This is a genomic window from Parasphingomonas halimpatiens, assembly GCF_036663795.1.
In the GTDB taxonomy this organism is placed as follows: Bacteria; Pseudomonadota; Alphaproteobacteria; order Sphingomonadales; family Sphingomonadaceae; genus Sphingomonas.
In genome coordinates this window covers 117366-136851 of the sequence record NZ_JAXOJP010000007.1, presented here as the reverse complement: position 1 = coordinate 136851, position 19486 = coordinate 117366, and the positions used below count along the sequence as shown (strand labels likewise).

At 66.9% G+C, this 19486-nt stretch carries 24 protein-coding genes; 10 read left to right on the top strand and 14 right to left on the bottom strand.

The annotated features are described in order from the left end of the window. Window positions 1–2: 2 nt before the first annotated feature. Genes U1839_RS09960 through U1839_RS09950 form a run of 3 tightly spaced genes read left to right on the top strand, consistent with a single transcriptional unit; the run spans window position 3 to window position 4009 of the window. Entirely contained in the window at window positions 3–1487 is a 1485-nt protein-coding gene (locus U1839_RS09960) for a thymidine phosphorylase family protein (RefSeq protein WP_332803489.1), read from the top strand. Then, window positions 1484–2434 carry a ribose-phosphate diphosphokinase gene (locus tag U1839_RS09955; protein ID WP_332803488.1) on the top strand — a complete coding sequence of 317 codons (951 nt, stop codon included), beginning with the start codon at window positions 1484–1486 and terminating at the stop codon, window positions 2432–2434. Before U1839_RS09960 ends, U1839_RS09955 begins: the two co-directional genes overlap by 4 nt. 36 nt (window positions 2435–2470) lie before the next feature. Next, window positions 2471–4009, top strand: a complete 1539-nt coding sequence (locus tag U1839_RS09950) for a flavin-containing monooxygenase (protein ID WP_332803487.1) — start codon at window positions 2471–2473, stop codon at window positions 4007–4009. A 30-nt stretch (window positions 4010–4039) separates the two neighbouring features. Here U1839_RS09950 and U1839_RS09945 read toward each other — a convergent pair whose 3' ends face one another. From U1839_RS09945 to U1839_RS09930, 4 genes are all read right to left on the bottom strand, one after another. Beyond that, a complete protein-coding gene (locus U1839_RS09945) occupies window positions 4040–4495 on the bottom strand; it encodes a hypothetical protein (RefSeq protein ID WP_332803486.1) in 456 nt (151 codons plus the stop codon). Window positions 4496–4534: 39 nt separating this feature from the next. Beyond that, window positions 4535–4792, bottom strand: a complete 258-nt coding sequence (locus U1839_RS09940) for a hypothetical protein (RefSeq protein WP_332803485.1) — start codon at window positions 4790–4792, stop codon at window positions 4535–4537. Window positions 4793–4806: 14 nt separating this feature from the next. After that, on the bottom strand, window positions 4807–5136 hold the full coding sequence (locus tag U1839_RS09935) for an ArsR/SmtB family transcription factor (RefSeq protein ID WP_332803484.1): 330 nt from the start codon (window positions 5134–5136) through the stop codon (window positions 4807–4809). An 81-nt stretch (window positions 5137–5217) separates the two neighbouring features. Further along, window positions 5218–5814, bottom strand: a complete 597-nt coding sequence (locus U1839_RS09930; protein WP_332803483.1) for a DNA-3-methyladenine glycosylase — start codon at window positions 5812–5814, stop codon at window positions 5218–5220. 209 nt (window positions 5815–6023) lie between these two features. On the opposite strand from U1839_RS09930, the gene U1839_RS09925 reads away from it, so the two are divergent. Beyond that, on the top strand, window positions 6024–7316 hold the full coding sequence (locus U1839_RS09925) for an alginate export family protein (RefSeq protein WP_332803482.1): 1293 nt from the start codon (window positions 6024–6026) through the stop codon (window positions 7314–7316). Here the strand turns inward: U1839_RS09925 and U1839_RS09920 are convergent, their stop codons facing one another. Then, window positions 7317–8384, bottom strand: coding sequence for a 5-(carboxyamino)imidazole ribonucleotide synthase (locus U1839_RS09920; protein ID WP_332803481.1), 1068 nt, complete (start codon window positions 8382–8384; stop codon window positions 7317–7319). Further along, window positions 8381–8863 (bottom strand): 5-(carboxyamino)imidazole ribonucleotide mutase, encoded by a 483-nt coding sequence (gene purE, locus U1839_RS09915; RefSeq protein ID WP_332803480.1) that lies wholly within the window; start codon window positions 8861–8863, stop codon window positions 8381–8383. Before purE ends, U1839_RS09920 begins: the two co-directional genes overlap by 4 nt. 74 nt (window positions 8864–8937) lie before the next feature. On the opposite strand from purE, the gene U1839_RS09910 reads away from it, so the two are divergent. Next, entirely contained in the window at window positions 8938–9918 is a 981-nt protein-coding gene (locus U1839_RS09910) for an alpha/beta fold hydrolase (RefSeq protein ID WP_332803479.1), read from the top strand. A 48-nt stretch (window positions 9919–9966) separates the two neighbouring features. Here U1839_RS09910 and U1839_RS09905 read toward each other — a convergent pair whose 3' ends face one another. The 6 genes from U1839_RS09905 to U1839_RS09880 all read right to left on the bottom strand — a co-directional run bounded on the left by U1839_RS09905 (window position 9967) and on the right by U1839_RS09880 (window position 15313). Then, window positions 9967–11910, bottom strand: coding sequence for an SPFH domain-containing protein (locus U1839_RS09905; RefSeq protein ID WP_332803478.1), 1944 nt, complete (start codon window positions 11908–11910; stop codon window positions 9967–9969). 208 nt (window positions 11911–12118) lie between these two features. Next, window positions 12119–12286 carry a hypothetical protein gene (locus U1839_RS09900; RefSeq protein ID WP_332803477.1) on the bottom strand — a complete coding sequence of 56 codons (168 nt, stop codon included), beginning with the start codon at window positions 12284–12286 and terminating at the stop codon, window positions 12119–12121. Continuing rightward, window positions 12283–12786 carry a hypothetical protein gene (locus tag U1839_RS09895; protein ID WP_332803476.1) on the bottom strand — a complete coding sequence of 168 codons (504 nt, stop codon included), beginning with the start codon at window positions 12784–12786 and terminating at the stop codon, window positions 12283–12285. The genes U1839_RS09900 and U1839_RS09895 overlap by 4 nt, the downstream gene beginning before the upstream one ends. Before the next feature lie 31 nt (window positions 12787–12817). Then, entirely contained in the window at window positions 12818–13504 is a 687-nt protein-coding gene (gene gpmA, locus U1839_RS09890) for a 2,3-diphosphoglycerate-dependent phosphoglycerate mutase (protein WP_332803475.1), read from the bottom strand. 82 nt (window positions 13505–13586) lie between these two features. Next, a complete protein-coding gene (locus U1839_RS09885) occupies window positions 13587–14705 on the bottom strand; it encodes a M14 family metallopeptidase (RefSeq protein ID WP_332803474.1) in 1119 nt (372 codons plus the stop codon). Beyond that, the gene (locus tag U1839_RS09880) at window positions 14702–15313 is read right to left on the bottom strand and encodes a DUF4136 domain-containing protein (RefSeq protein ID WP_332803473.1); all 612 of its coding nucleotides are present in this window, start codon (window positions 15311–15313) and stop codon (window positions 14702–14704) included. Before U1839_RS09880 ends, U1839_RS09885 begins: the two co-directional genes overlap by 4 nt. Before the next feature lie 148 nt (window positions 15314–15461). On the opposite strand from U1839_RS09880, the gene ykgO reads away from it, so the two are divergent. Both ykgO and U1839_RS09870 read left to right on the top strand, forming a co-directional pair. After that, on the top strand, window positions 15462–15587 hold the full coding sequence (gene ykgO, locus U1839_RS09875; protein ID WP_003046794.1) for a type B 50S ribosomal protein L36: 126 nt from the start codon (window positions 15462–15464) through the stop codon (window positions 15585–15587). Window positions 15588–15590: 3 nt separating this feature from the next. Beyond that, window positions 15591–16205, top strand: a complete 615-nt coding sequence (locus tag U1839_RS09870; RefSeq protein WP_332803472.1) for an HAD family hydrolase — start codon at window positions 15591–15593, stop codon at window positions 16203–16205. Window positions 16206–16317: 112 nt separating this feature from the next. On the opposite strand, the gene U1839_RS09865 is transcribed toward U1839_RS09870, so the two are convergent. Both U1839_RS09865 and pyk read right to left on the bottom strand, forming a co-directional pair. Continuing rightward, on the bottom strand, window positions 16318–16641 hold the full coding sequence (locus U1839_RS09865) for a hypothetical protein (RefSeq protein WP_332803471.1): 324 nt from the start codon (window positions 16639–16641) through the stop codon (window positions 16318–16320). A gap of 28 nt (window positions 16642–16669) precedes the next feature. Continuing rightward, window positions 16670–18124, bottom strand: a complete 1455-nt coding sequence (gene pyk, locus U1839_RS09860) for a pyruvate kinase (protein ID WP_332803470.1) — start codon at window positions 18122–18124, stop codon at window positions 16670–16672. A gap of 69 nt (window positions 18125–18193) precedes the next feature. On the opposite strand from pyk, the gene U1839_RS09855 reads away from it, so the two are divergent. Genes U1839_RS09855 through U1839_RS09845 form a run of 3 tightly spaced genes read left to right on the top strand, consistent with a single transcriptional unit; the run spans window position 18194 to window position 19461 of the window. Beyond that, complete coding sequence (locus U1839_RS09855) at window positions 18194–18487, top strand: DUF1244 domain-containing protein (RefSeq protein ID WP_332803469.1); 294 nt, start codon at window positions 18194–18196, stop codon at window positions 18485–18487. A gap of 52 nt (window positions 18488–18539) precedes the next feature. After that, on the top strand, window positions 18540–18779 hold the full coding sequence (locus U1839_RS09850; protein WP_281127819.1) for a DUF2312 domain-containing protein: 240 nt from the start codon (window positions 18540–18542) through the stop codon (window positions 18777–18779). A 13-nt stretch (window positions 18780–18792) separates the two neighbouring features. Continuing rightward, complete coding sequence (locus tag U1839_RS09845; RefSeq protein WP_332803468.1) at window positions 18793–19461, top strand: glutathione S-transferase family protein; 669 nt, start codon at window positions 18793–18795, stop codon at window positions 19459–19461. Window positions 19462–19486 lie beyond the last annotated feature (25 nt).

Genomic DNA, 19486 nt, shown 5'->3' with positions numbered 1-19486 from the left:
GGATGAAGATCAGGCGCGTCGCGATCGATACGCACCCCGAGAACACGGCGTTCCTGCTGCGTTCGTCCGATGGCTATGGCCCCGAGCAATTCCTCGCGCTGCGCAAGATCGAGATCGCCGGCGACGACCGCGCCATCCTCGCAACGCTGGCGATCAGCGACGATCCGGCGATCGTCGGGGCGGGCGAGATCGGCCTTGGCGAACAGGCCTTTCGCCGGCTCGACCTGCCCGAGGGCGCGAGCGTTGGCATCGCCCAGGCCAGGCCGCCACGCAGCCTCGAGGCGGTGCGCCGCAAGATCGGCGGCGACGTGCTCAGCGATAGCGAGATCGGCGCGATCATCGTCGATATCGCCGCTTGGCGTTATTCGCCGATGGAGATTGGCGCCTTCCTCGTCGCCTGTGCCGGTTTCATGACGACGCAGGAGACGCTCGCGCTGACCCGCGCAATGGCCGATGTCGGCAGCCGGCTCGACTGGCATGCGCCGCTGGTAGTCGACAAACATTGCATCGGCGGGGTGCCCGGCAATCGCACGTCGATGATCGTCGTGCCGATCGTCGCCGCGCACGGCCTGATCATGCCCAAGACCTCGTCGCGTGCGATTACCTCGCCCTCGGGCACGGCCGATACGATGGAGGTGCTCGCCAATGTCGATCTCACCGCGGAGCGCATCCGCGCGATCGTCGCGCAGGAAAAGGCCGTGCTGGCCTGGGGCGGGCGGATGAACCTGTCGCCGGCCGACGACGTGCTGATCTCGGTCGAACGCCCGCTGAGCATCGACACGCCCGAACAGATGGTCGCCTCGATCCTGTCGAAGAAACTCGCCGCCGGCTCGACGCACATGGTCATCGACATCCCCGTCGGCCCCAGCGCCAAGTTCCGCAGCCAGAGCGAGGCGGTGCGGCTGCGCAAGCTGTTCGAATATGTCGCGCACAAGGTCGGGCTGACGATCGACGTGATCCTGACCGACGGCACCCAGCCCGTCGGCCGCGGGATCGGCCCGGTGCTCGAGGCGCGCGACGTCATGGCGGTACTGCGCAACGATGCCGACGCGCCGGCCGACCTGCGCGAGCGGGCGCTGATGCTCGCCGGCCGCGTGCTCGATTTCGATCCCGATCTCACCGGCGGCCGCGGTTACGCCCGCGCGCTCGACCTGCTCGCCTCGGGCAAGGCGCTCGCCGCGATGGAACGCATCGTCGCCGCGCAGGGCGCGCAGCCGGTCGTCCACGCGCCGGGCGCGCTGCGTCACGAGATACCGGCGAATATCGACGGCTCGGTCGTCGCGATCGACTGCCACCTGATCGCGCGCATCGCGCGACTCGCTGGCGCGCCGATGGACAAGGGCGCGGGGATCGACCTGCTGCGCAAGATCGGCGACCCTGTGCGTCGCGGCGATCCGCTCTACCGCATCCATGCCGAATCCGACGCCGGGCTGGCCTTCGCCACCGATCTCGCCGCCGAGAATAATGGCTATCGGCTGCTGGCATGACCGCAACGCTCCACGCCTTTGCCGAATCTCTCTCGGCGGCACAGCGTCTCGCCGATCTGCTCGGCATCGCCTGCCGACCGATCGACACCCGCCGCTTCCCCGACGGCGAATCGCTCGTCACCGTCGCCCCGACCACGCCGACCGCAATCCTCTATCGCTCGCTCGATCATCCCAACGACAGGCTGGTCGAGCTGCTGCTCGCGGTGTCGGCGCTGCGTGATCGCGGCGCGTCGCACATCGTGCTCGTCGCGCCCTATCTCGGTTACATGCGCCAGGACGCGGCCTTCCACCCCGGCGAGGCCGTCAGCCAGCGCGTCATCGGCAGGTTGCTCGCCGGCCATGTCGATGCGCTGGTCACGGTCGATCCGCACCTCCACCGCGTGCACACGCTGGCCGAGGTGGTGCCCGGCATCACCGCCATCACCGTGTCGGCGGCAACGACCCTCGCCGAGACGCTGCGCGGCGATCTCCCGCACGACGCCATCCTGGTCGGCCCCGACGCCGAATCGCGCCCCTGGGTCGAATCGGTCGCCGCGCCGCTCGGCCTCGCGGTGCTGGTCGGTACCAAGCGCCGCCTCGGCGACCGGGAGGTCGAGCTGACGATCGACGGCATCCACTGTGTCCGCGGCCGCCATGTCGTGCTGGTCGATGACGTGATCTCCAGCGGCGCAACGCTGCTCCGCTGCGCCGCGCTGCTCCAGGCGGCGGGCGCCGCATCGATCGAGGCCTGCGCCACCCATTGTCTCGCGCGCCCCGACGATCTGCGCGCGCTGGCCGAAGGCGGCATCGCCCGCATCCGCGCGACCGATACGATCGCCGGGCCGACAGCCAGCATCGCGATCGCCCCGCCGCTGGCGGCGGCCCTTGCCGAACATGGCGAGTTGACGGTATCGCCGCCGCCAACCCGCTTGACCGATATCAATGCCGCGCAGACCGGGATATCGTGAAGCCGGCAAGCGCAATCAGACGCGAGGAGAGAGACGGTGTCGCAGACGGAGATGGTGATTGACGCCCCGGGAACGACCGATGTCGATATACTCATCGTCGGCGCCGGCATTTCCGGAATCGGCTCGGCCTGGCACCTGCAGGAGCAATGTCCGGGGCGCAGCTATGCCATCATCGAGGCGAAGGACAGCTTCGGCGGCACGTGGGAGACGCACAAATATCCCGGCGTCCGCTCCGATTCCGATCTCTATACCTTCGGTTATCGCTTCAAGCCGTGGGTCGGCGCGCCGGTCGCGAGCGGCGAGGAGATCCTCAAATATATCGGCGAGGTGATCGACGAAAACGGCATCGCGCCGCATATCCGCTACGGCCACCGCATCACCGCCTGCCGTTGGTCGAGCGCGACCAACCGCTGGACGGTCGAGGCACGCCGCAGCGCTGACGGCGCGACCGTCACCTTCACCTGCAACTTCCTGTGGATGTGCCAGGGCTATTATGATCACGAAAAGCCCTACATCCCCGACTGGCCGGGCCTGTCGGACTATCGCGGGACCTTCGTCCATGCCCAGCTGTGGGATCCGGCGACCGATTATGCCGGCAAGCGCGTACTGGTGATCGGCTCGGGCGCGACCGCCGCAACGGTGGTGCCGGCCTTTGCCGACAAGGCCGCGCATGTGACGATGCTGCAGCGCTCGCCGACCTATTTCTACTGCGCCCCCAACCGCAACGAACTGGCCGACCGCTTGCGCCAGATCGGTATCGACGAACCGACGATCCACCGCGTCGTGCGCGAGCAGATCATGTTCGACCAGGACGCGATGACCCGCCGCTGCATCGAGGAACCCGATGCGGTGTTCGAGGATCTCAAAGCGCTGATCCGCGCCTATGGCGGCGAGGATTTCGTCTTCGAGCCGCATTTCACCCCGCGCTACCGGCCATGGCAGCAACGGCTCGCTTTCTGCCCCGAAGGCGACATCTTCCAGGCGGCGCGCGCGGGCAAGGTCTCCGTCGTCACCGATGAGATCGCGCGCTTCACCGAAAAGGGCGTGCTGACCAGATCGGGCGAGGAGATCGAGGCCGACCTGATCGTCGCCGCCACCGGCTTCCGCCTGTCGGTGATGGGAGAGATCCCGTTCGACGTCGATGGTCGCCCGGTCGACTGGCACGACACCGTCAACTATCGCGGGATGATGTTCACCGGCGTGCCCAATCTCGTCTGGGTGATGGGCTATTTCCGCGCGAGCTGGACGTTGCGCGTCGACATGCTCGGCGATTTCGTCTGCCGGTTGCTCAACCACATGGCCGCGCGCGGCGCGCACCGCGTCGAGGTGGCGCTGCGGCCCGAGGACGCCGGCATGCCCTTGCTGCCATGGATCGACGAGAACACCTTCAACCCCGGCTATCTGCGCCGCGGGCTCGATCGCATGCCGCGGCGCGGCGACAAACCCGAATGGATGCACAATCAGGACTATTGGCGCGAGAAGGGCGAGATCCCGGCGATCGACCTCGATGGCGCCGAGTTCGTTTATGACGGCAAGCCCGTTGCCGTGCAGCGCGAGGCGACGGTCGCTGCCTGATCCGCGTTCGCCCCGGCGCGGCGGCGTGCATCACGCCGTTGCGCGGGACCCGGCGGATCGCGTGTAGACATAGTGGTTGAAGACATAGCCCCAGGGCACCGCCACGATCGGGAAGAGGATGCCGATGAAGACCATCGTCTGATATTCTTCGGGCGCGCCGACGAGCCGGCCCTGCGACCACAGCGGATAGGCGACCAGGATCAGCCACAGCGCCTTATAAAAGATCTCCAGCAGCACGACCGGCAGCATCTTGAGCGGATGGAGGATGCCCAGGCCGGCCAGCGTCGCGAAAGCCGCCCAGACCGACCACGCCATCGCATCTTCGGCTTGCCACGCGCCGCGATGCGTCAGGATATGCGTCCACACCGTGTTGCCCAGCATGAAGAACATCAGGATGTAGAGCAGGCGCAATGCGTAGATATTGATCCGGCGCACGCCGTCATGGCGCTCGTCGCGGCGAAAGATGGCCATCGGGTTGAAGGTCATGCGTGTCTTTCCTTGATTCGGTGCATTAATGTCGGTCGGCTAGCCGACGTCCTTCAGGATCGCCTCGACCGTGGCCAGGCGCTGACCGATCTGCGACGTCGCGGCTTCGATCGCCGCGAGTTTGGCGGCCGTAGCGGACTGACCCGATGCGCATTGCTCGGCGAGCGTGCGATAGGCCTCGTCGCTGGCGAGGCGTGCCCGCGCCTGCGCGATCACCGCGTAATATTTCATGCCGAAGATCGCGAGGATCGCGCCGAGCGGGACGAAGATGCTGAGAAAATAGACGTGTTCGGACATGGGAAATTCCTCTTTCAAGCCTTTGCGGTGAGCGACCTGGCCGCCTCGGCGATCGATTGCGGCGTGAGCGCGAGTGCGAAGGGGGTGACGGCGAAATAGTTGAGCGCCTTGCCGTCGAGCGACAATTCGAGGGTGCTGCTGACCAGGCCCACCGCCTCGAGCTTTTGCAGGTGGAGATGCAGCAGCGGCCGGCTGATCCCCAGTTCGCGCGCCAACTGGCTGATATAGTTGCGACCCTGAGCGTGGAGGGCGGCGACGATCCGCAGTCGCTGCGGGCTGGCAAGCGCTGCGAGCGCCGCTAGCAAGTGGTCGCCGTTCAGGAAGGGGTCAGCAGCGCCATTCATGCGTAAGAAATAACTTACGCATGTCAGGAAGACAAGCGGAATCTGTCGCGCTCGCTGTTGATGGCTGGTGTGACAGAGGTCTCAGCGGCGGACCGGAGCCGCCGCGGGACGGCTCAGAAAGCGCGATCCTTCGCGCCAGAAGCGCCACGGCGTATCGGCCGCCTTGCTGATCCCGATTCGCGGCCCGGCGCCGACCGCGACGGCGCGTCCACCATGCGCCAGCGCAAAGGGCGGCGCATCGAGCGATCGTCCGTCGAACCCGCTATCGATGCCGAACGCCTGACACAGGCGGCCCGGTCCGGCGCATAACCGGCGCAGCTCGTCCATCCCGCGACGCGCGATCATGCGGTCGATGCCGATCGTCGGTTCGATCGCCCGGATCAGCACGCCGCTGGCGGGCACGCATACGAAATTTAGGCACCAGTGCAGGCCGTAGCTGCGATAGACATAGGAATGGCCCGGCGGGCCAAACATGCTGGCATTGCGCGCCGTCCGCCCGCCAAAGCAATGCGATGCCGGGTCGCTCGCGTCATAGGCCTCGGTCTCGACGATCGTGCCGCCGACCCCGTCGACCAGCAGCGTCGTCCCGATCAGCGCGCGCGCTACCGTCTCGACATCGCGCGCGAAGAAATCCGGCGATAGCGGCTGCCCTTCCTTCGCCGGCGCTCCGTCCGTCATCCTGTTCCGTCTCCCATGACGACCCGCCCGGCCGACCGCAGTCGGAACAGATAGGAAGCTCGCCGCGCATTTGGAACGCTGGCCGACCACAGCCCAGAGCGATCCGCCGATTGTTCCCATGCGCTCGCGCGGCTATGGCCACCCCGGTCATCGGGGGCTGTATGAACGCCGGGTTTGCAATCGGATTGTCGATGCTATGTCTCGCGGCCGTGCCGGCGCGGGCCGACGAGCTGCCCGAGGGCCTCTCAGCGTCGGGCAGCGTTCGCCTTCGCTACGAGGCGATCGACGGCCAGGCGCGGTCGGGCTTCAATAGCGCCGACCAACTCCTCAACCTGCGCACCCAATTGTTGCTCACGCTGCGCCACCACAATCTGCGGCTGGTCACCGAAATCCATGACAGTCGCGTGTGGAACGCCGATCCCGGCACGCCGCTGACCACCAATGAGGTCAATGCGATCGAGCCGGTGCAGGCCTATCTCCAGGCCGATCTCGGGGGCATCCTCGGACCGGGCACGGCGACGAGCGTGCGCGCAGGGCGCTTCACGCTCGATCTCGGCTCGCGGCGGCTCGTCGCCGCTGACGATTATCGCAACACCACCAACGGTTTCACCGGGCTGCGCGGCGATATCCAATCGACCTCGGGCATCAAGGCGACCGCCATCTATGTGCTGCCGCTGACGCGCTTGCCCGACGACGGCCCTTCCTTGCGTAACAACCATATCGCGCTCGACAAGGAGAGTTTCGCCAGCGTGCTGTGGGGCGGTTTCGTTGCGCGTCAGGCCAAGGGTCATCCGCTATTGGTTGAGGCGAGCTTTCTCCATTTCGGCGAGCGCGACGCCCCCGGTCGGCCGACCCGCGACCGGTCGCTCAACAGCCTGGGCGGCCGTATCGTCGTCGATCCGCGCCCCGGGCATGTCGATTGGGGTGTCGAGGGCATCTATCAATGGGGTCGGATCAGCGCCTCGGCCGCTGCCGGCGCCGCGACCCTGCCGGTCGATGCCAATTTCCTTCGCGCGCTGGTCGGTTACAGCGTCGCGGCACCATGGAAACCGCGCCTCTTGGTCGAAGTCGACCGCGCGAGCGGCGGCGCCGGGCCGAGCTATCACCGCTTCGATCCGCTGTTCGGCATGCGCCGCGCGGACCTCGGCCCGGCGGGGCTCTACAATGCCATCGGCCGCAGCAACGTGTTGTCGCCCGGGGTCAGGCTCGAGGTCACACCATCTGCGCGGTTCGATGCCTTTATCGGCTATCGCGCGCTGTGGCTCGCCGATCGTCGCGACGCCTTCTCGACGACCGGCGTGCGCGATCCGAGCGGCGCTTCGGGACGCTTCGCCGGCCAGCAGATCGATCTGCGGATGCGCTACTGGCTTTTGCCCAAGCGGCTGCGCTTCGAGGCGGATGGCGTGCTGCTCGCCAAGGGCCGCTTCCTGCGCGACGCGCCCAACGCCAATGCCGCCACCGCGACGCGCTATGTCTGCTTCAACCTGACCGCGACTTTCTGACTATCGCGCCAGCCGCGTGACATGCCCCATCTTGCGCCCGGCGCGCATCTCCTTGCCATAAAGGTGCAGATGCGCCCCCGGCTCGGCAAGAATCTCGTGCCAGCGCGCGGCCTGCTCGCCGATCAGATTATCCATCGTCACCGCCGGCGCGCTCAGCCCGGTGTCGCCGAGCGGCAGGCCGCAGATCGCGCGGATATGGTTCTCGAACTGCGAGGTCACCGCGCCCTCGATCGTCCAGTGCCCGCTATTATGGACACGCGGCGCCATCTCGTTGAACACCGGGCCGTCCTCGCTCGCGAAGAACTCGCACGCGAGCACGCCGACATAAGCGAGCGTGTCGGCGATCCGCCCGGTCAGCGCGGCGGCCTCGGTCCAGCATGCCGCGATCGGCGCCGGCGCCGGCACGGTCGAGCGCGCCAGCACGCCATCGACATGCTCGTTCCATGGCGGGGGATAGCTGACCATTTCACCGTCCGCACCGCGCGCGAGGATGATCGAGAATTCATGGCTGAAGGTCACGAAGCCCTCGAGGATCGCCGGCCGGCCGCCGATCGCCTCCCATGCCGCGTCCGCATCGGCCGCATCGGCGATGCGCACCTGGCCTTTGCCGTCATAGCCGAGTCGCAGCGTTTTGAGGATCGCCGGCGCGCCGATCTCGGCCAACGCGTCGCGCAGTTCGGCGATGCTCGTCACCTTGCGCCACGGCGCCGTTCGCCCGCCAAGCTTGCCGACGAACGCCTTCTCGCTCGCACGGTCCTGCGCGATGGCGAGCGCTGCGGGCGCCGGGTGGACCGGTACCTTGGTCGACAGATAATCTACGGGCGCGAGATCGATATTCTCGAATTCATAGGTCACCACATCCGCCGCGCTGACCATCTCGTCGAGCACGATGCGGCTGTGATAATCGGCGCGCGTAAAGCTGGACGCGGTCTGCGCCGCGACGCTCTCGGCATCGGGCGCCAGCACGCGGGTGTGGTAGCCCAGTTCCGCCGCCGCGCTCGCCAGCATCCGGCCGAGCTGCCCGCCGCCCAGAATGCCGATCGTCGAACCGGGGGGCAGCGGCGTCATTGCGGGTCGACCGGGACCGCCTCGGTCTGCGCCGCGCGCCACGCCTTGAGCCGCTCGGCGAGCAACGCATCGCCGAGGCTCAGGATTGCAGCGGCGAGCAGGCCGGCATTCTTCGCGCCGGGCTTGCCGATTGCCAGCGTGCCGACGGGGATGCCGGCAGGCATCTGCACGATCGACATCAGGCTATCCATGCCCTTCATCGCCTTGCTCTCGACCGGCACGCCGAGCACCGGCAGATGCGTCATCGACGCGGTCATGCCCGGCAGATGCGCCGCGCCGCCGGCCCCGGCAATGATCACCTTGATCCCACGCCGCTCGGCATGGCTGGCATATTCGTAGAGCCGCGCCGGGGTGCGGTGCGCCGAGACGACCTTGGTTTCGCACGGCACGCCGAGCTCCGCCAATATATCGGCGCTGTGGTGCATCGTCTCCCAATCGGAGGTGCTGCCCATGATGATGCCGACCAGTGGTTGCGTCATGTTCGAGGGCGTTAGCGGGCACAAGCGAGGAGGGCAACTGGCGTGGCGCCGATGCGGCGTGTAGAGACGCGTTCATGACGCAAGAAGTTGAAAATGCCGCCGTGCAGGACAGTTCGGGCCACCGCGCGCTGCTGCGGATCGCGGCGCTCGGCATGGCCGTTGCCGGGTCGGGCTATGCCATCGCCCGCGCCGTCGCGCCGCGCATCGCCGCGCGACGGCGCGACAAGGGATTGAGCTTCGGTACGGCGCGCGTCCACGGCGCGGTGCTCCACTTCGCCCGCGCCGGACGTGGCCCCGCACTGATCCTCATTCATGACGTACCGCAGGACTGGAGCGCGTGGCGCCCGATCATCGATCGCCTCGCGACGCGCTTCACCGTCATCGCGCCCGATCTGCGCGGCATCGGCGGCTCGACCGCTGGCTCGCCCAAATTCGACGCCGCAACGATGGCGGGCGATATTCAGCACCTCGCCCATGCGCTCAAGCTCGACCGCGTCCATGTCGTTGGCCACGGCATTGGCGGGCAGGTCGCGCACGCCTTTACGCGGCAGTTCCCGCAGGCAACGCGCGGCGTGACCCTGCTCGACTGCGCGGTACCCGGCATCGATGGCTGGGACGACAGCCTTGCCGGCCCCGCCGCCTGGCCGGTCGGTTTCCTGCAAACCCCAGAGCTCCCCGAGACGCTGCTTGCCGGCCGCCACGCGCCGCTGCTCGAATATCTGCTCAGCGCCGGCAATTTCGACGCGACGATGATCGCCGAGAGCCTCAAGGCCTATGCCACGCCCGAGCAGCTTCATGCCGCCTGCGCGATGTACCGCGCCTTTCCGGCCAATGCCCGTTTCGGCTTCGAGCAACAGGCGCCGATCGACGTGCCGCTGTTGCTCGCCGCCGGCGACGCCTCGCCGCTCGCGGCGCTCGCCCCGCGCATCGCCACCGCGCTGCGCGCGAGCGGCTTCGCGCATGTCACCGAGGCGACCGTCGCCGGCGCGGGCCATTATGTCGTCGCCGACCAGCCCGACGCCGTCGCCGCGCTGATCGAGCGGCACGCCGCGTAGCGCAACGCAAAAAAAGGGGGCGGCCGCCGCAGCGACCGCCCCCTGGCCTCACTCGGCCGCGACCGGCTCGACGTCGTCGGCCGCGTCATTGGCGACCGGCCCGGCCAGCGCCAGCCCCTTGTCGGCCAGCACCAGCCCCATCAGCGCATTGACTAGCGAGCCTTCGCCGGATGCGCCGCCACCGCCATTGATCTGGACGCGCGGGACGATGTCGACCCCCGACGTCTCCAGCGCCTCGGCGATCCGCTCGACCACCTGGCGGGTGAGCTGGAACTGCGCGCCGCCCGACGCCGCGACCTGCTTGGCGATCGTCTCGGCGGTGGCGGTACCGACCTTGCTGACGCGCTCGGCGTCGGCCGAGGCCAATGCGACGATCTTGGCCGCCTCGCCCTCGCCCAGCAGGCGGATGCGGTCGCCTTCAGCGCGTGCCGCGGTGCGGGTCTGCTCGGCCTCCTGCGTCGCACGCCGCGCCGCCGCCTTGCCCTGGTTCTCCTGCACCGTGATCGACAACTCGGATTCGGTTATCGCGGTCTGCTGATGCGCCCGCGCCTCGGCCTCTCTCAGGCTCTTCTCGCCCTCGGCGGCGATCTTCTGCTTTTCGTAGGTCGCGACCTTCTCTTCGGCGATCTGGCGCTGGCGCAGCTGGGCGAGTACCTGCTCGATCTGGTCATTGCCCGGCGCGGCGCGCGGCGTGCCGATCAGCACCTCCTGCATTTCGAGATTATAGTTGCTGAACTTGGTGCGCATTTCCTCACCGGCCTGCTCCTGCAGGTCGCTGCGGTCCTGCAACAGCTGGATCAGCGTCTTCTTCTGCGCGACGTTCTTGAAATAGGCCGAGACCATCGGGTCGAGCGTCTGCTCGACCAGCTTCTTGATGTCGCCGAAGCGCTGGATGACGAGCGGCGCCTTGCGGTAATCGATATGCACGACGACCGAAAGCGGCAGCGTCGGCTCGAACGCGTCCTTGGTGATCAGCGAGACCTCGGACAGATTCTCGTCGAGCTTGTGCTGGCCGGTCGTGCCCTCATCCCATTTCAGGATGAAGTTGGTCGTCGGCACGACGATGATTTTGCCGGCATAGGTGTTGAAGGCATATTTGCCCGGCAGCAACGGCTCGCGCCACACGCCGCGCGTCCCGCGCTCGACCAACTCGCCATGGCGATATTCCTCGCCCGTCGAGTCGGTACCGCTGTCACCGGTGTACGAGATCACCACGCCGACATGGCCGACCTCGATGATCGTCTTGGCGACCATCTCGACCGTCGCGAACAGCCGGTTGATGAAATAGCTGCCCTCGACCAGCACCTGCAACTGCCGCCCGCGGCGTCCGCCGGCGGCGAGGAACTTCTCGGGATCCTGGAAGCTGTTGTGGAAGGTCGCCGTATCGTCCTGGTCGGTGCCGACCTGCGGCGCGATGATGTGGTCGGCGGTCAGCGCCGGGCCGTCATGCACCGTGACCACGCCGATCATATCGTCGGCATTCTTGATCACCACCGCCATGAAGCCGTTGCGCTGGTCGATGACGTCCTTCATCTCGGCGAACAGCTGCGCGTCCTCGCCCTCGAGCATCAGGCCGTACATGCGGTCGCCGGTGATGACGACGAACTGCGCGAGGTTGAGCGCGTAGGTACCCTCGCGCAGGATCGCGCGCTGCGGACCCTTCTGCCCGCCCTCGGTGAGAAAGCGCCGCGCATCGAGAAACTCGGCGGTGCGGACATTGCTGGCGAGCGTCTGCGTCGGCTCGAGCGGAAGTCCGTCGCGCGCGAAGACATAACCGACCTGGCCTTGCGGGATGGTGACCAGCGACTGGATGTGCAGCCGATACTGGAACGGGAAGAAAAAATGATAGCCGCCGCGCAGTACATCGGGCTGGAAACCTGCTTCCTTGTTAAGCGCGATCAGCCCGCCGGCGATCGAGCCGTTGCGACTCCACAATTTCTCGACGATCGCCACGCGGTTGTTACCGACATAGCGCACGCATCGTGATGCCATGAAGAGGACGACAAAGATGACTGCCACCACCGCAATGGTGCCGGCCGTATAGATAGTTGCCATCGGAAAGTTGGTCCTTGAAATGAAGACCGGTTTGCCCCCGGGTCTTCGCAATCACGTCTTGCGTGATCGTCGGGCAATTTACGCTTGCGCGAAATGACGGTCTAGCGGAATCGGCGTGCGTCTCACGCAATCGCGCGTAATGCACTCAATCGGTTGGCCCCGTCGACAGCGGTTCTGCGCCACCGGGATAGCGCGCGGCGATATAGCCCGCGACCGTCCGCGCATCTCCCTCGTCGAGCTTGCCGCGCTCCACTGCCAGTGCGGCGACGGCGGCGGCGATGCGGTCACAGCTCTCAGCGGCAAGCTCGATCAACTCGGGCCGCCGCGCCTGCGCGGCCGAGGCGAAGGCGGCGGCAAAGGCGTCGGTCGCGGTGCCGAGATCGCTCCCCAGCAGGCGAAAGCGCTCGTCATGATGGTCCCAGGACAGCCGGTCGATCGCGCCTGTGCCGACAATCCGCGCAGTGTCCGCACGGCGTCCGCCACCCGCCGCTGCGACGTCGCGGCAATCGCACCGGGATCGCGCGCCAGGCGATGCGCGCGCCGCCGCCGAAGCAGCGGGTCGAGCATCCGCGCGCCGATCGCGCTGACCCCGATCAGTGCGGCATAGGCGGGCAGGAAATAGCCGCCGGTCAGCATCATCCGCGCCACCACATCGCCCAGTGAGCTAGGCTGCGGCTCCACGAGAAATCCCGCCGCGAGGCAGGCGAGCAGATAGGCCGGCACGCAGAAATGCAGCAGGATGCCAGCGACGATCCGCCACGGCAGCACCGCGCGGGTCGCATCGTGGATCGCCGGTGTCGTTCGCCCCGTCACGCCCTTCTCCCGACGCGACCGGAGGCCGCGCTCAGCGCTCGCTTAGATAGTAACGATCGGTCGCGTTCAAATCCTCGTCGAGCTGATAGACCATCGGCTGCCCGGTCGGAATCTCGAGCGTGGTGATCGCATCGTCAGGAATGTTCGACAGATGCTTGACCAGCGCACGCAGCGAATTGCCGTGCGCCGAGATCAGCACGCGCTGCCCGGTGCGCAGCGCGGGCGCGATGCGCGCTTCCCAATAGGGCAGCACGCGCGCGATCGTATCCTTCAGGCTCTCGGTCGACGGGATAGCGATACCGGCGTAACGCCGGTCCTGCGACAGGTCATAGGCACTGCCCGCCTCCATCGGCGGCGGCGGAATGTCGAAGCTGCGGCGCCAGACATGCACCTGCTCGTCGCCATATTCCGCCGCGGTCTCGGCCTTGTCGAGCCCGGTCAGCCCGCCATAATGGCGCTCGTTGAGCCGCCAGTCCTTCTCGACCGGCAGCCACAGCCGGTGCATTTCCTCCAGTGCGAGGTTGAGCGTCTTGATCGCGCGGGTCTGCAGCGAGGTGAAGCACTGGTCGAAATCGAGCCCCTTCTCCGCCATCAACGCGCCGGCCGCCCGCGCCTCGTCCGCACCCTTCTCGGTCACATCGACGTCCCACCAGCCGGTGAAGCGGTTCTCGAGGTTCCAGGCCGACTGGCCGTGGCGGATCAGGACGAGGGTGGGCATGCAATTTTCCTTGCCGTCACCCCAGCGAAAGCTGGGGTCGCGTTGTAACGGGAGACCCCAGCTTTCGCTCGGGTGACGCGAATTAGATCCCGTCGATCACTTCCGCAATCGTCTCCAGGCACGCATGCGCCAGCGCCTTGCTCCGCTCCGGCGACCAGCCGAATTCGGCATCGGCATTCGCGTCATGGTCCTTGAACGGCATCTCCAGCGTCATCGCCACGGCGCCGAAGCGCTCGGCCAGCTGGTTGGTCGACATGGAAAGATTGGCCTTGCCCGGTGCCGACTTGTCATAGCCCTTTTCAGTCTGGAAATCGGGCGTGCGCGCCGCCAGCCGCCGGCCGAAATCGTAGAACTTCTCGCCCAAGGCATCCGTCCAGCGGGGGATCCCCTCGAAGCCGGCGAGGAAATTGGCCGGGATCGCCTCGTCGCCATGCACGTCCATCGCCAGCGCGACGCCGGTCGCGTCCATCGCGTTCCGCACGCACAGCACCTCGGGGCTCTTCTCCGCGCTCGGTGTATGCCATTCGCGGTTGAGGTTGATCCCCGCCGCATTGGTCCGCAGATGGCCGCGAAAGCTGCCATCGGGGTTCATGTTGGGCACGACATGGAAAGTGCACTTTTCACGCAGCGCCTTCGTCGTCGCATCGTCGCCATCGGTCAGACGCTCGAGCGCGCCCTCCATCCACCATTCGGCCATGCTCTCGCCGGGATGCTGGCGGGCATAGAGCCATACCGGCTTGGGCCCCGAGCCGATCGTGAAGCAATCGATCGCCCGTCCGTCGAGCGAGGTGCCGAGCTGGCGGTGCGTCACCCCCGGCTGCAGCGCGGTCGCCGCGACCAGCGCGTCGTGGCGCTCCATCGTGTACGGCGCAAAATAGGCGAACCACACGAGTTCGGTATCGACCGTCCAGCGCCATTCGAGCACGCCATCGGCATAGCTGGTATCGGTCATCCGCCATTCGGTGCGGTCGGTCGAGACGCGCGTCTTGTAGCCCGGCCAGCCGAACGGATAGGCCGAGCCGCCGGCGTTGACGATGCGCAGCGTCAACGTCCGGCCCTTCGCCCCGGCGACGCGGAAATGGAACCATTGGTAGAAATCGGACAGATGGTCCGTGACGATTTCCAGGTCGATCCGGTCGCCATCGATGCCGAGGACGCGAATGTTGCCGCTGTCGAAGGCGGCGTTGATCTCGATGCTCATTTGACCGTGATAGTGCGGCCGGATTCCCCGGGGAAGTCCTTGAAGATCGCCGCGGCCAATTTCGCCGCCTCGACATTGGCCTGCGCATCGGGCGAAGCGGTGTCGGCGGCGGTCTGGGCATGGCCTTCCCAGATCACCGTGCCGTCGCTGCGCCGCCGGATCTGCACCGACAGGTCGGTCAGCACGATCTCGCGATAGCGCGGCTTGCCGATCGGGAAGGACACAGAGCCGCCGATGCCGACACCACCGCCATAGCCGCCCGTCGAAGTGCCGCCGCCGATGCCGATCGTGACCGGCGAGCGGCGCGGCGGACCGGGGCGCGTGGTGCGCGTCACGCCGACCACGGCGAGATACTGGCTCGTCGCGCCGGCCGCCGGTGCGACATAACCATAACGGATCAGCTCGTTCGAAACGGCGCCGGTATAGACCTGCGATTCGAGGCTCGTCGCCCAGCCGGTCGTCGCCGCCTCGGCGCTCAGCGTGCCCGTTTCGAGCGGCGCGCCGAGATGGAAACGCGACACCTCGACCGGGGTTCGCGTCGGCGTGGTCGCGCACGCGCCAAGCGACATCGCCGCACCCGCCACCAGCACCATCGATAGAGCACGCATCGCAACGATCCTTCCGAACGCTTGTTTCGCCTGCATAACGCTCGACCGGGCCCATCGGGTTCCCGTGCTCCGCGCCTTGACTCGGCACGCCGGCGACTATAGGCGAGCGCCTCTTTTCCGACACCAAGAATCAGAAGCGAACGAGATCATGAAGATCCGCAATTCACTGAAGTCGCTCAAGGACCGGCATCGCGACAACCGCGTGATTCGCCGCCGTGGCCGCACCTATGTGATCAACAAGACCAACCGCCGGTTCAAGGCCCGCCAGGGCTGAGCCGTGTCCGCACGTCGTGCCGTCATCTTCGATGTCGGCCGTGTGCTGATCGATTGGGAAATCCGTTTCCTTTATGAGCGCCTCATCCCCGAGGGTGAGGCGCTTGACGCGTTCGTGCGCGACGTCGTCACGCCCGAATGGCATTTCCAGCACGACATGGGCCGGCCCTTTGCCGAGACCTCGGCGGAGCTGATCGCGCAACATCCCGCGCATGCCGATCTGATCGCGCAGTTCGGCCCGCGCTTCAACGAGACCAACCGCGCCGCCATACCGGGCATGCCCGAACTGCTGGCCGAGCTCGATTCGACCGGCGTGCCGCTGTTCGCGATCACCAATTTCTCGGGCGAATTCTTCCCGCCGTTCCGCGCCAAATATCTCGAAATGTTCGATCGCTTCCGCGACATCGTCGTGTCGGGCGACGAGAAGCTGATCAAGCCCGACGCCGCAATCTACCATCTCGCGCTCGATCGCTTCGGCCTGCGCCCGGACGAATCGGTCTTCGTCGACGACAATGCCGACAACATCGCCGGCGCCGCAGCGCTGGGGATGCACGCCATCCTGTTCACGGATGAGCCGGCGCTCAGGGCCGAACTGAAAGTGCTGGGTTTCGCCGTCTAACGCCCCTTCTCCCTTTCCCGGCGAAGGCCGGGATCCAGTTGGGGGACGAAAGTGAGTAGCGTTGCGCCCGTTTTTGTGGCCATCCCAACTGGGCCGGCCTTCGCCGGGGAAGTCAGGGTTGTTGGCGTCCGGCATCCACAAGGCCGAGCCTCGCGAGCCGAAGCAATTCGGGCAAAGCATTACGCATTGCGGCAATCAGCGCCGCATTCTCATCCCAGCGCGCTTCGGGCACCACGTAAGGGGGGTCTTGAATCAAGCATGCTGCAACCATCTCTTCGCCACGCCATTCATCGACGAACGCGTCATCGCCATCGGCCTTGGTCGAAACCGCGACCGCGCACATGCACGCATTGTCGTCGAGCCGCCGGACGAACCATGGACCCGGCGTTGCCGCTTCATCGAGAGCGTTAAGCCTGGCTAGATCCTCTTCACGCATCTTCCGCTACTCCGCACCCGCTCGCGCTTCAGCTATAACCCTTCAACTCGTCGCCGACGATGCGCACGACGTGCAGCACGTTGGTCGATCCCGGCGTTTTGAACGGCACGCCGGCGATCAGGATCACGCGGTCGCCGGCCTTGGCGATCTTGTGACGCAGCGCCATGCGCTTGGCCTTGGCGACCATGTCCTCGAACGAATCGACGTCGCGCGTATGCACCGCGTGCGTGCCCCATAACAGGCCGATGCGCCGCGCGGTGTCGAGGCGCGGCGTCAGCACCATCAACGGTACCGAGGGGCGTTCGCGCGCGACGCGGCGCGCGGTCGAGCCCGAGCTGGTGAAGCAGATGATCGCCGCCGCATCGACCGTCGCGGCGATGTTCTTCGCCGCCTCGGCCAGCGCGTCGGCGGTGGTCGGGTCGGAGCGGATGACGGTGAAGTGAATCCGTTCGCCGTGCATCGGGTCGAGCTCGACCGCTTCGCCGATCGAATTCATCATCGCGACCGACTCGATCGGCCAGGCGCCCGCCGCGCTCTCCGCCGACAGCATGATCGCATCGGCACCGTCATAGACCGCGGTCGCCACGTCGGAGACTTCGGCGCGCGTCGGCGAGGGCGACAGGATCATCGATTCGAGCATCTGCGTCGCCACCACCACCGGGCGGCCGAGCCGGCGCGATACCTCGACGATGCGCTTCTGCAGCGGGGGGACGGATTCGGGTGGCAGCTCGACGCCGAGATCGCCGCGCGCGACCATCACGCCGTCGCACATCTCGACGATTTCCTCGAGCCGCTCGATCGCCGCCGGCTTCTCGATCTTGGCGAGCAGCGCCGCCTTGCCGCCGATCAGCTTGCGCGCCTCGGCGAGATCCTCGGGCCGCTGGACGAACGACAGCGCGATCCAGTCGACACCCTGGTCGACCGCGAAGGCGAGGTCGCTGCGGTCCTTCGGCGTCAGCGCCGCCATCGGCAGGACGACATCGGGGACGTTGAGCCCCTTGTTGTTCGACAACGCGCCGCCGACCACCACCAGGGTGGTGATGCGGTCCATGTCGTGCTCGGTGACGCGCAGCACCAGCTTGCCGTCGTCGAGCAGCAGGCGCGCGCCCGGCTCGATCGCCTCGAAGATCTCGCGATGCGGCAGTTCGACGCGCGTCGCGTCGCCCGGCGTTTTGTCGCGGTCGAGCACGAAGGTCGCGCCGGTCTTCAACTCGGTCTTGCCGCCCTCGAACTTGCCGACGCGCAGCTTGGGGCCCTGCAGGTCGGCGAGGATCGTCGTCGGACGGCCATATTTCTTTTCGAGGCTGCGAATCGCCGCGATCACCGCGACCTTCGATTCCTGGTCGCCGTGGCTCATGTTGACGCGGAACGCATCGGCGCCTGCCTCATAGAGCTTGGCGATCATCTCGACGCTGCTGCTCGCGGGGCCCAGCGTGGCGAGGATGCGGACTTTCCTCGAGCGCGGGCTGATGGCCTTGGTCATGCGGTCCTCTCGCTTGTACCGAGCCGGTCCTAGCCCCTATCTGCCGGCAATCAACCTTGGAGCATAGAAATGTCATCGCTCGACGCACTCGACGACCATGTCGCCGCAAACGCCTTCCGCCGGCTGGTCACCCATTTGCGCCACCGCGAGGACGCGAAGAATATCGACCTGATGGGTCTCGCCGGCTTCTGCCGCAATTGCCTGGCTGACTGGGTCGAGGAAGCGTCGGACGGCGCGCTCGACAAGGCGGCCGCGCGTGAGCTGATCTATGGCGAACCCTATGCCGCGTTCAAGGCGCGCCAGCCCGAGGCAACGCCGGAACAGCTCGAGGCAATGCGGATCAGCGTTGCGAAGAACGGGTGAGCGGGACTAAGGGCCGCGCTCCCGATTCAAATTCAGCTTCAAGGATTCGCCCATGAGCGACGTGATCGCCGCCGAACAACTCCGCCTGTTCATCGAACGCATCGAGCGGCTCGAGGAAGAGAAGAAGGGCATGGCCGACGACATTCGTGACGTCTATGCCGAAGCCAAGTCGACCGGCTATGACGTGAAGACGATGCGCACCATCGTCCGCTTGCGGCGGATGGAAAAGCATCACCGCGACGAGGCGGAGGCGCTGCTCGAGACGTACAAGGCGGCGCTCGGCCTGGCCTAGAAGGGGTATGGGGATGCATCTGCTGGGCTCGACCGCGTCGCCGTTCGTTCAGCGCGTGCTGATGACGGCGCGTGCCAAGGGCGCCGAACTCGATGTGCATCCGCCGCTTGGCGGCAAGCTGACCTCGCCCGAGTTCCTCGCGATCAGCCCGATGGGGCGTGTCCCGGTGCTGGTGCTCGATGACGGTTTGCATCTCTGCGAGTCGGAGGCGATCGCCTGCTATCTCGACGAGACGCTCCCCGGGGCAGTGCTGATGCCCGATACGCCGCTGGCGCGGGCGCGGGTGCGCGAGATCGTCGCCATCACCCTCGCCGAGGTCGCCGCCGGGCTGCGCCCGTTGATGATGCACCTGGTGTTCCGCATGCCCGGCGCGCCCGAGCTCGTCGCGGCGGCGCGAAGCCAGCTCGGCAAGGGGCTCGATGCGCTCGACCGGCTGCTGAACCGCGACGGCCTGTTCGCCGCTGGCGCTACGCTGACGGCGGCGGATTGCGCGCTGGTGCCGATCCTGACGCTGACGCGGATCGTCGATCCCCTGACCGGCGCCGGGGCGATGGTCGCCGAACGCGACCAGGTCGCCGCCTACGACGCGCGCATCGCCGCCAATCCGGTGGCGGCACGCACGATCGCGGAAATGACCGCCGGTTTCGCCGCGATGATGACACGCAACGCTGCGGCGGGTTGAGCAAGGACCGACGAAAGCGCTAGAG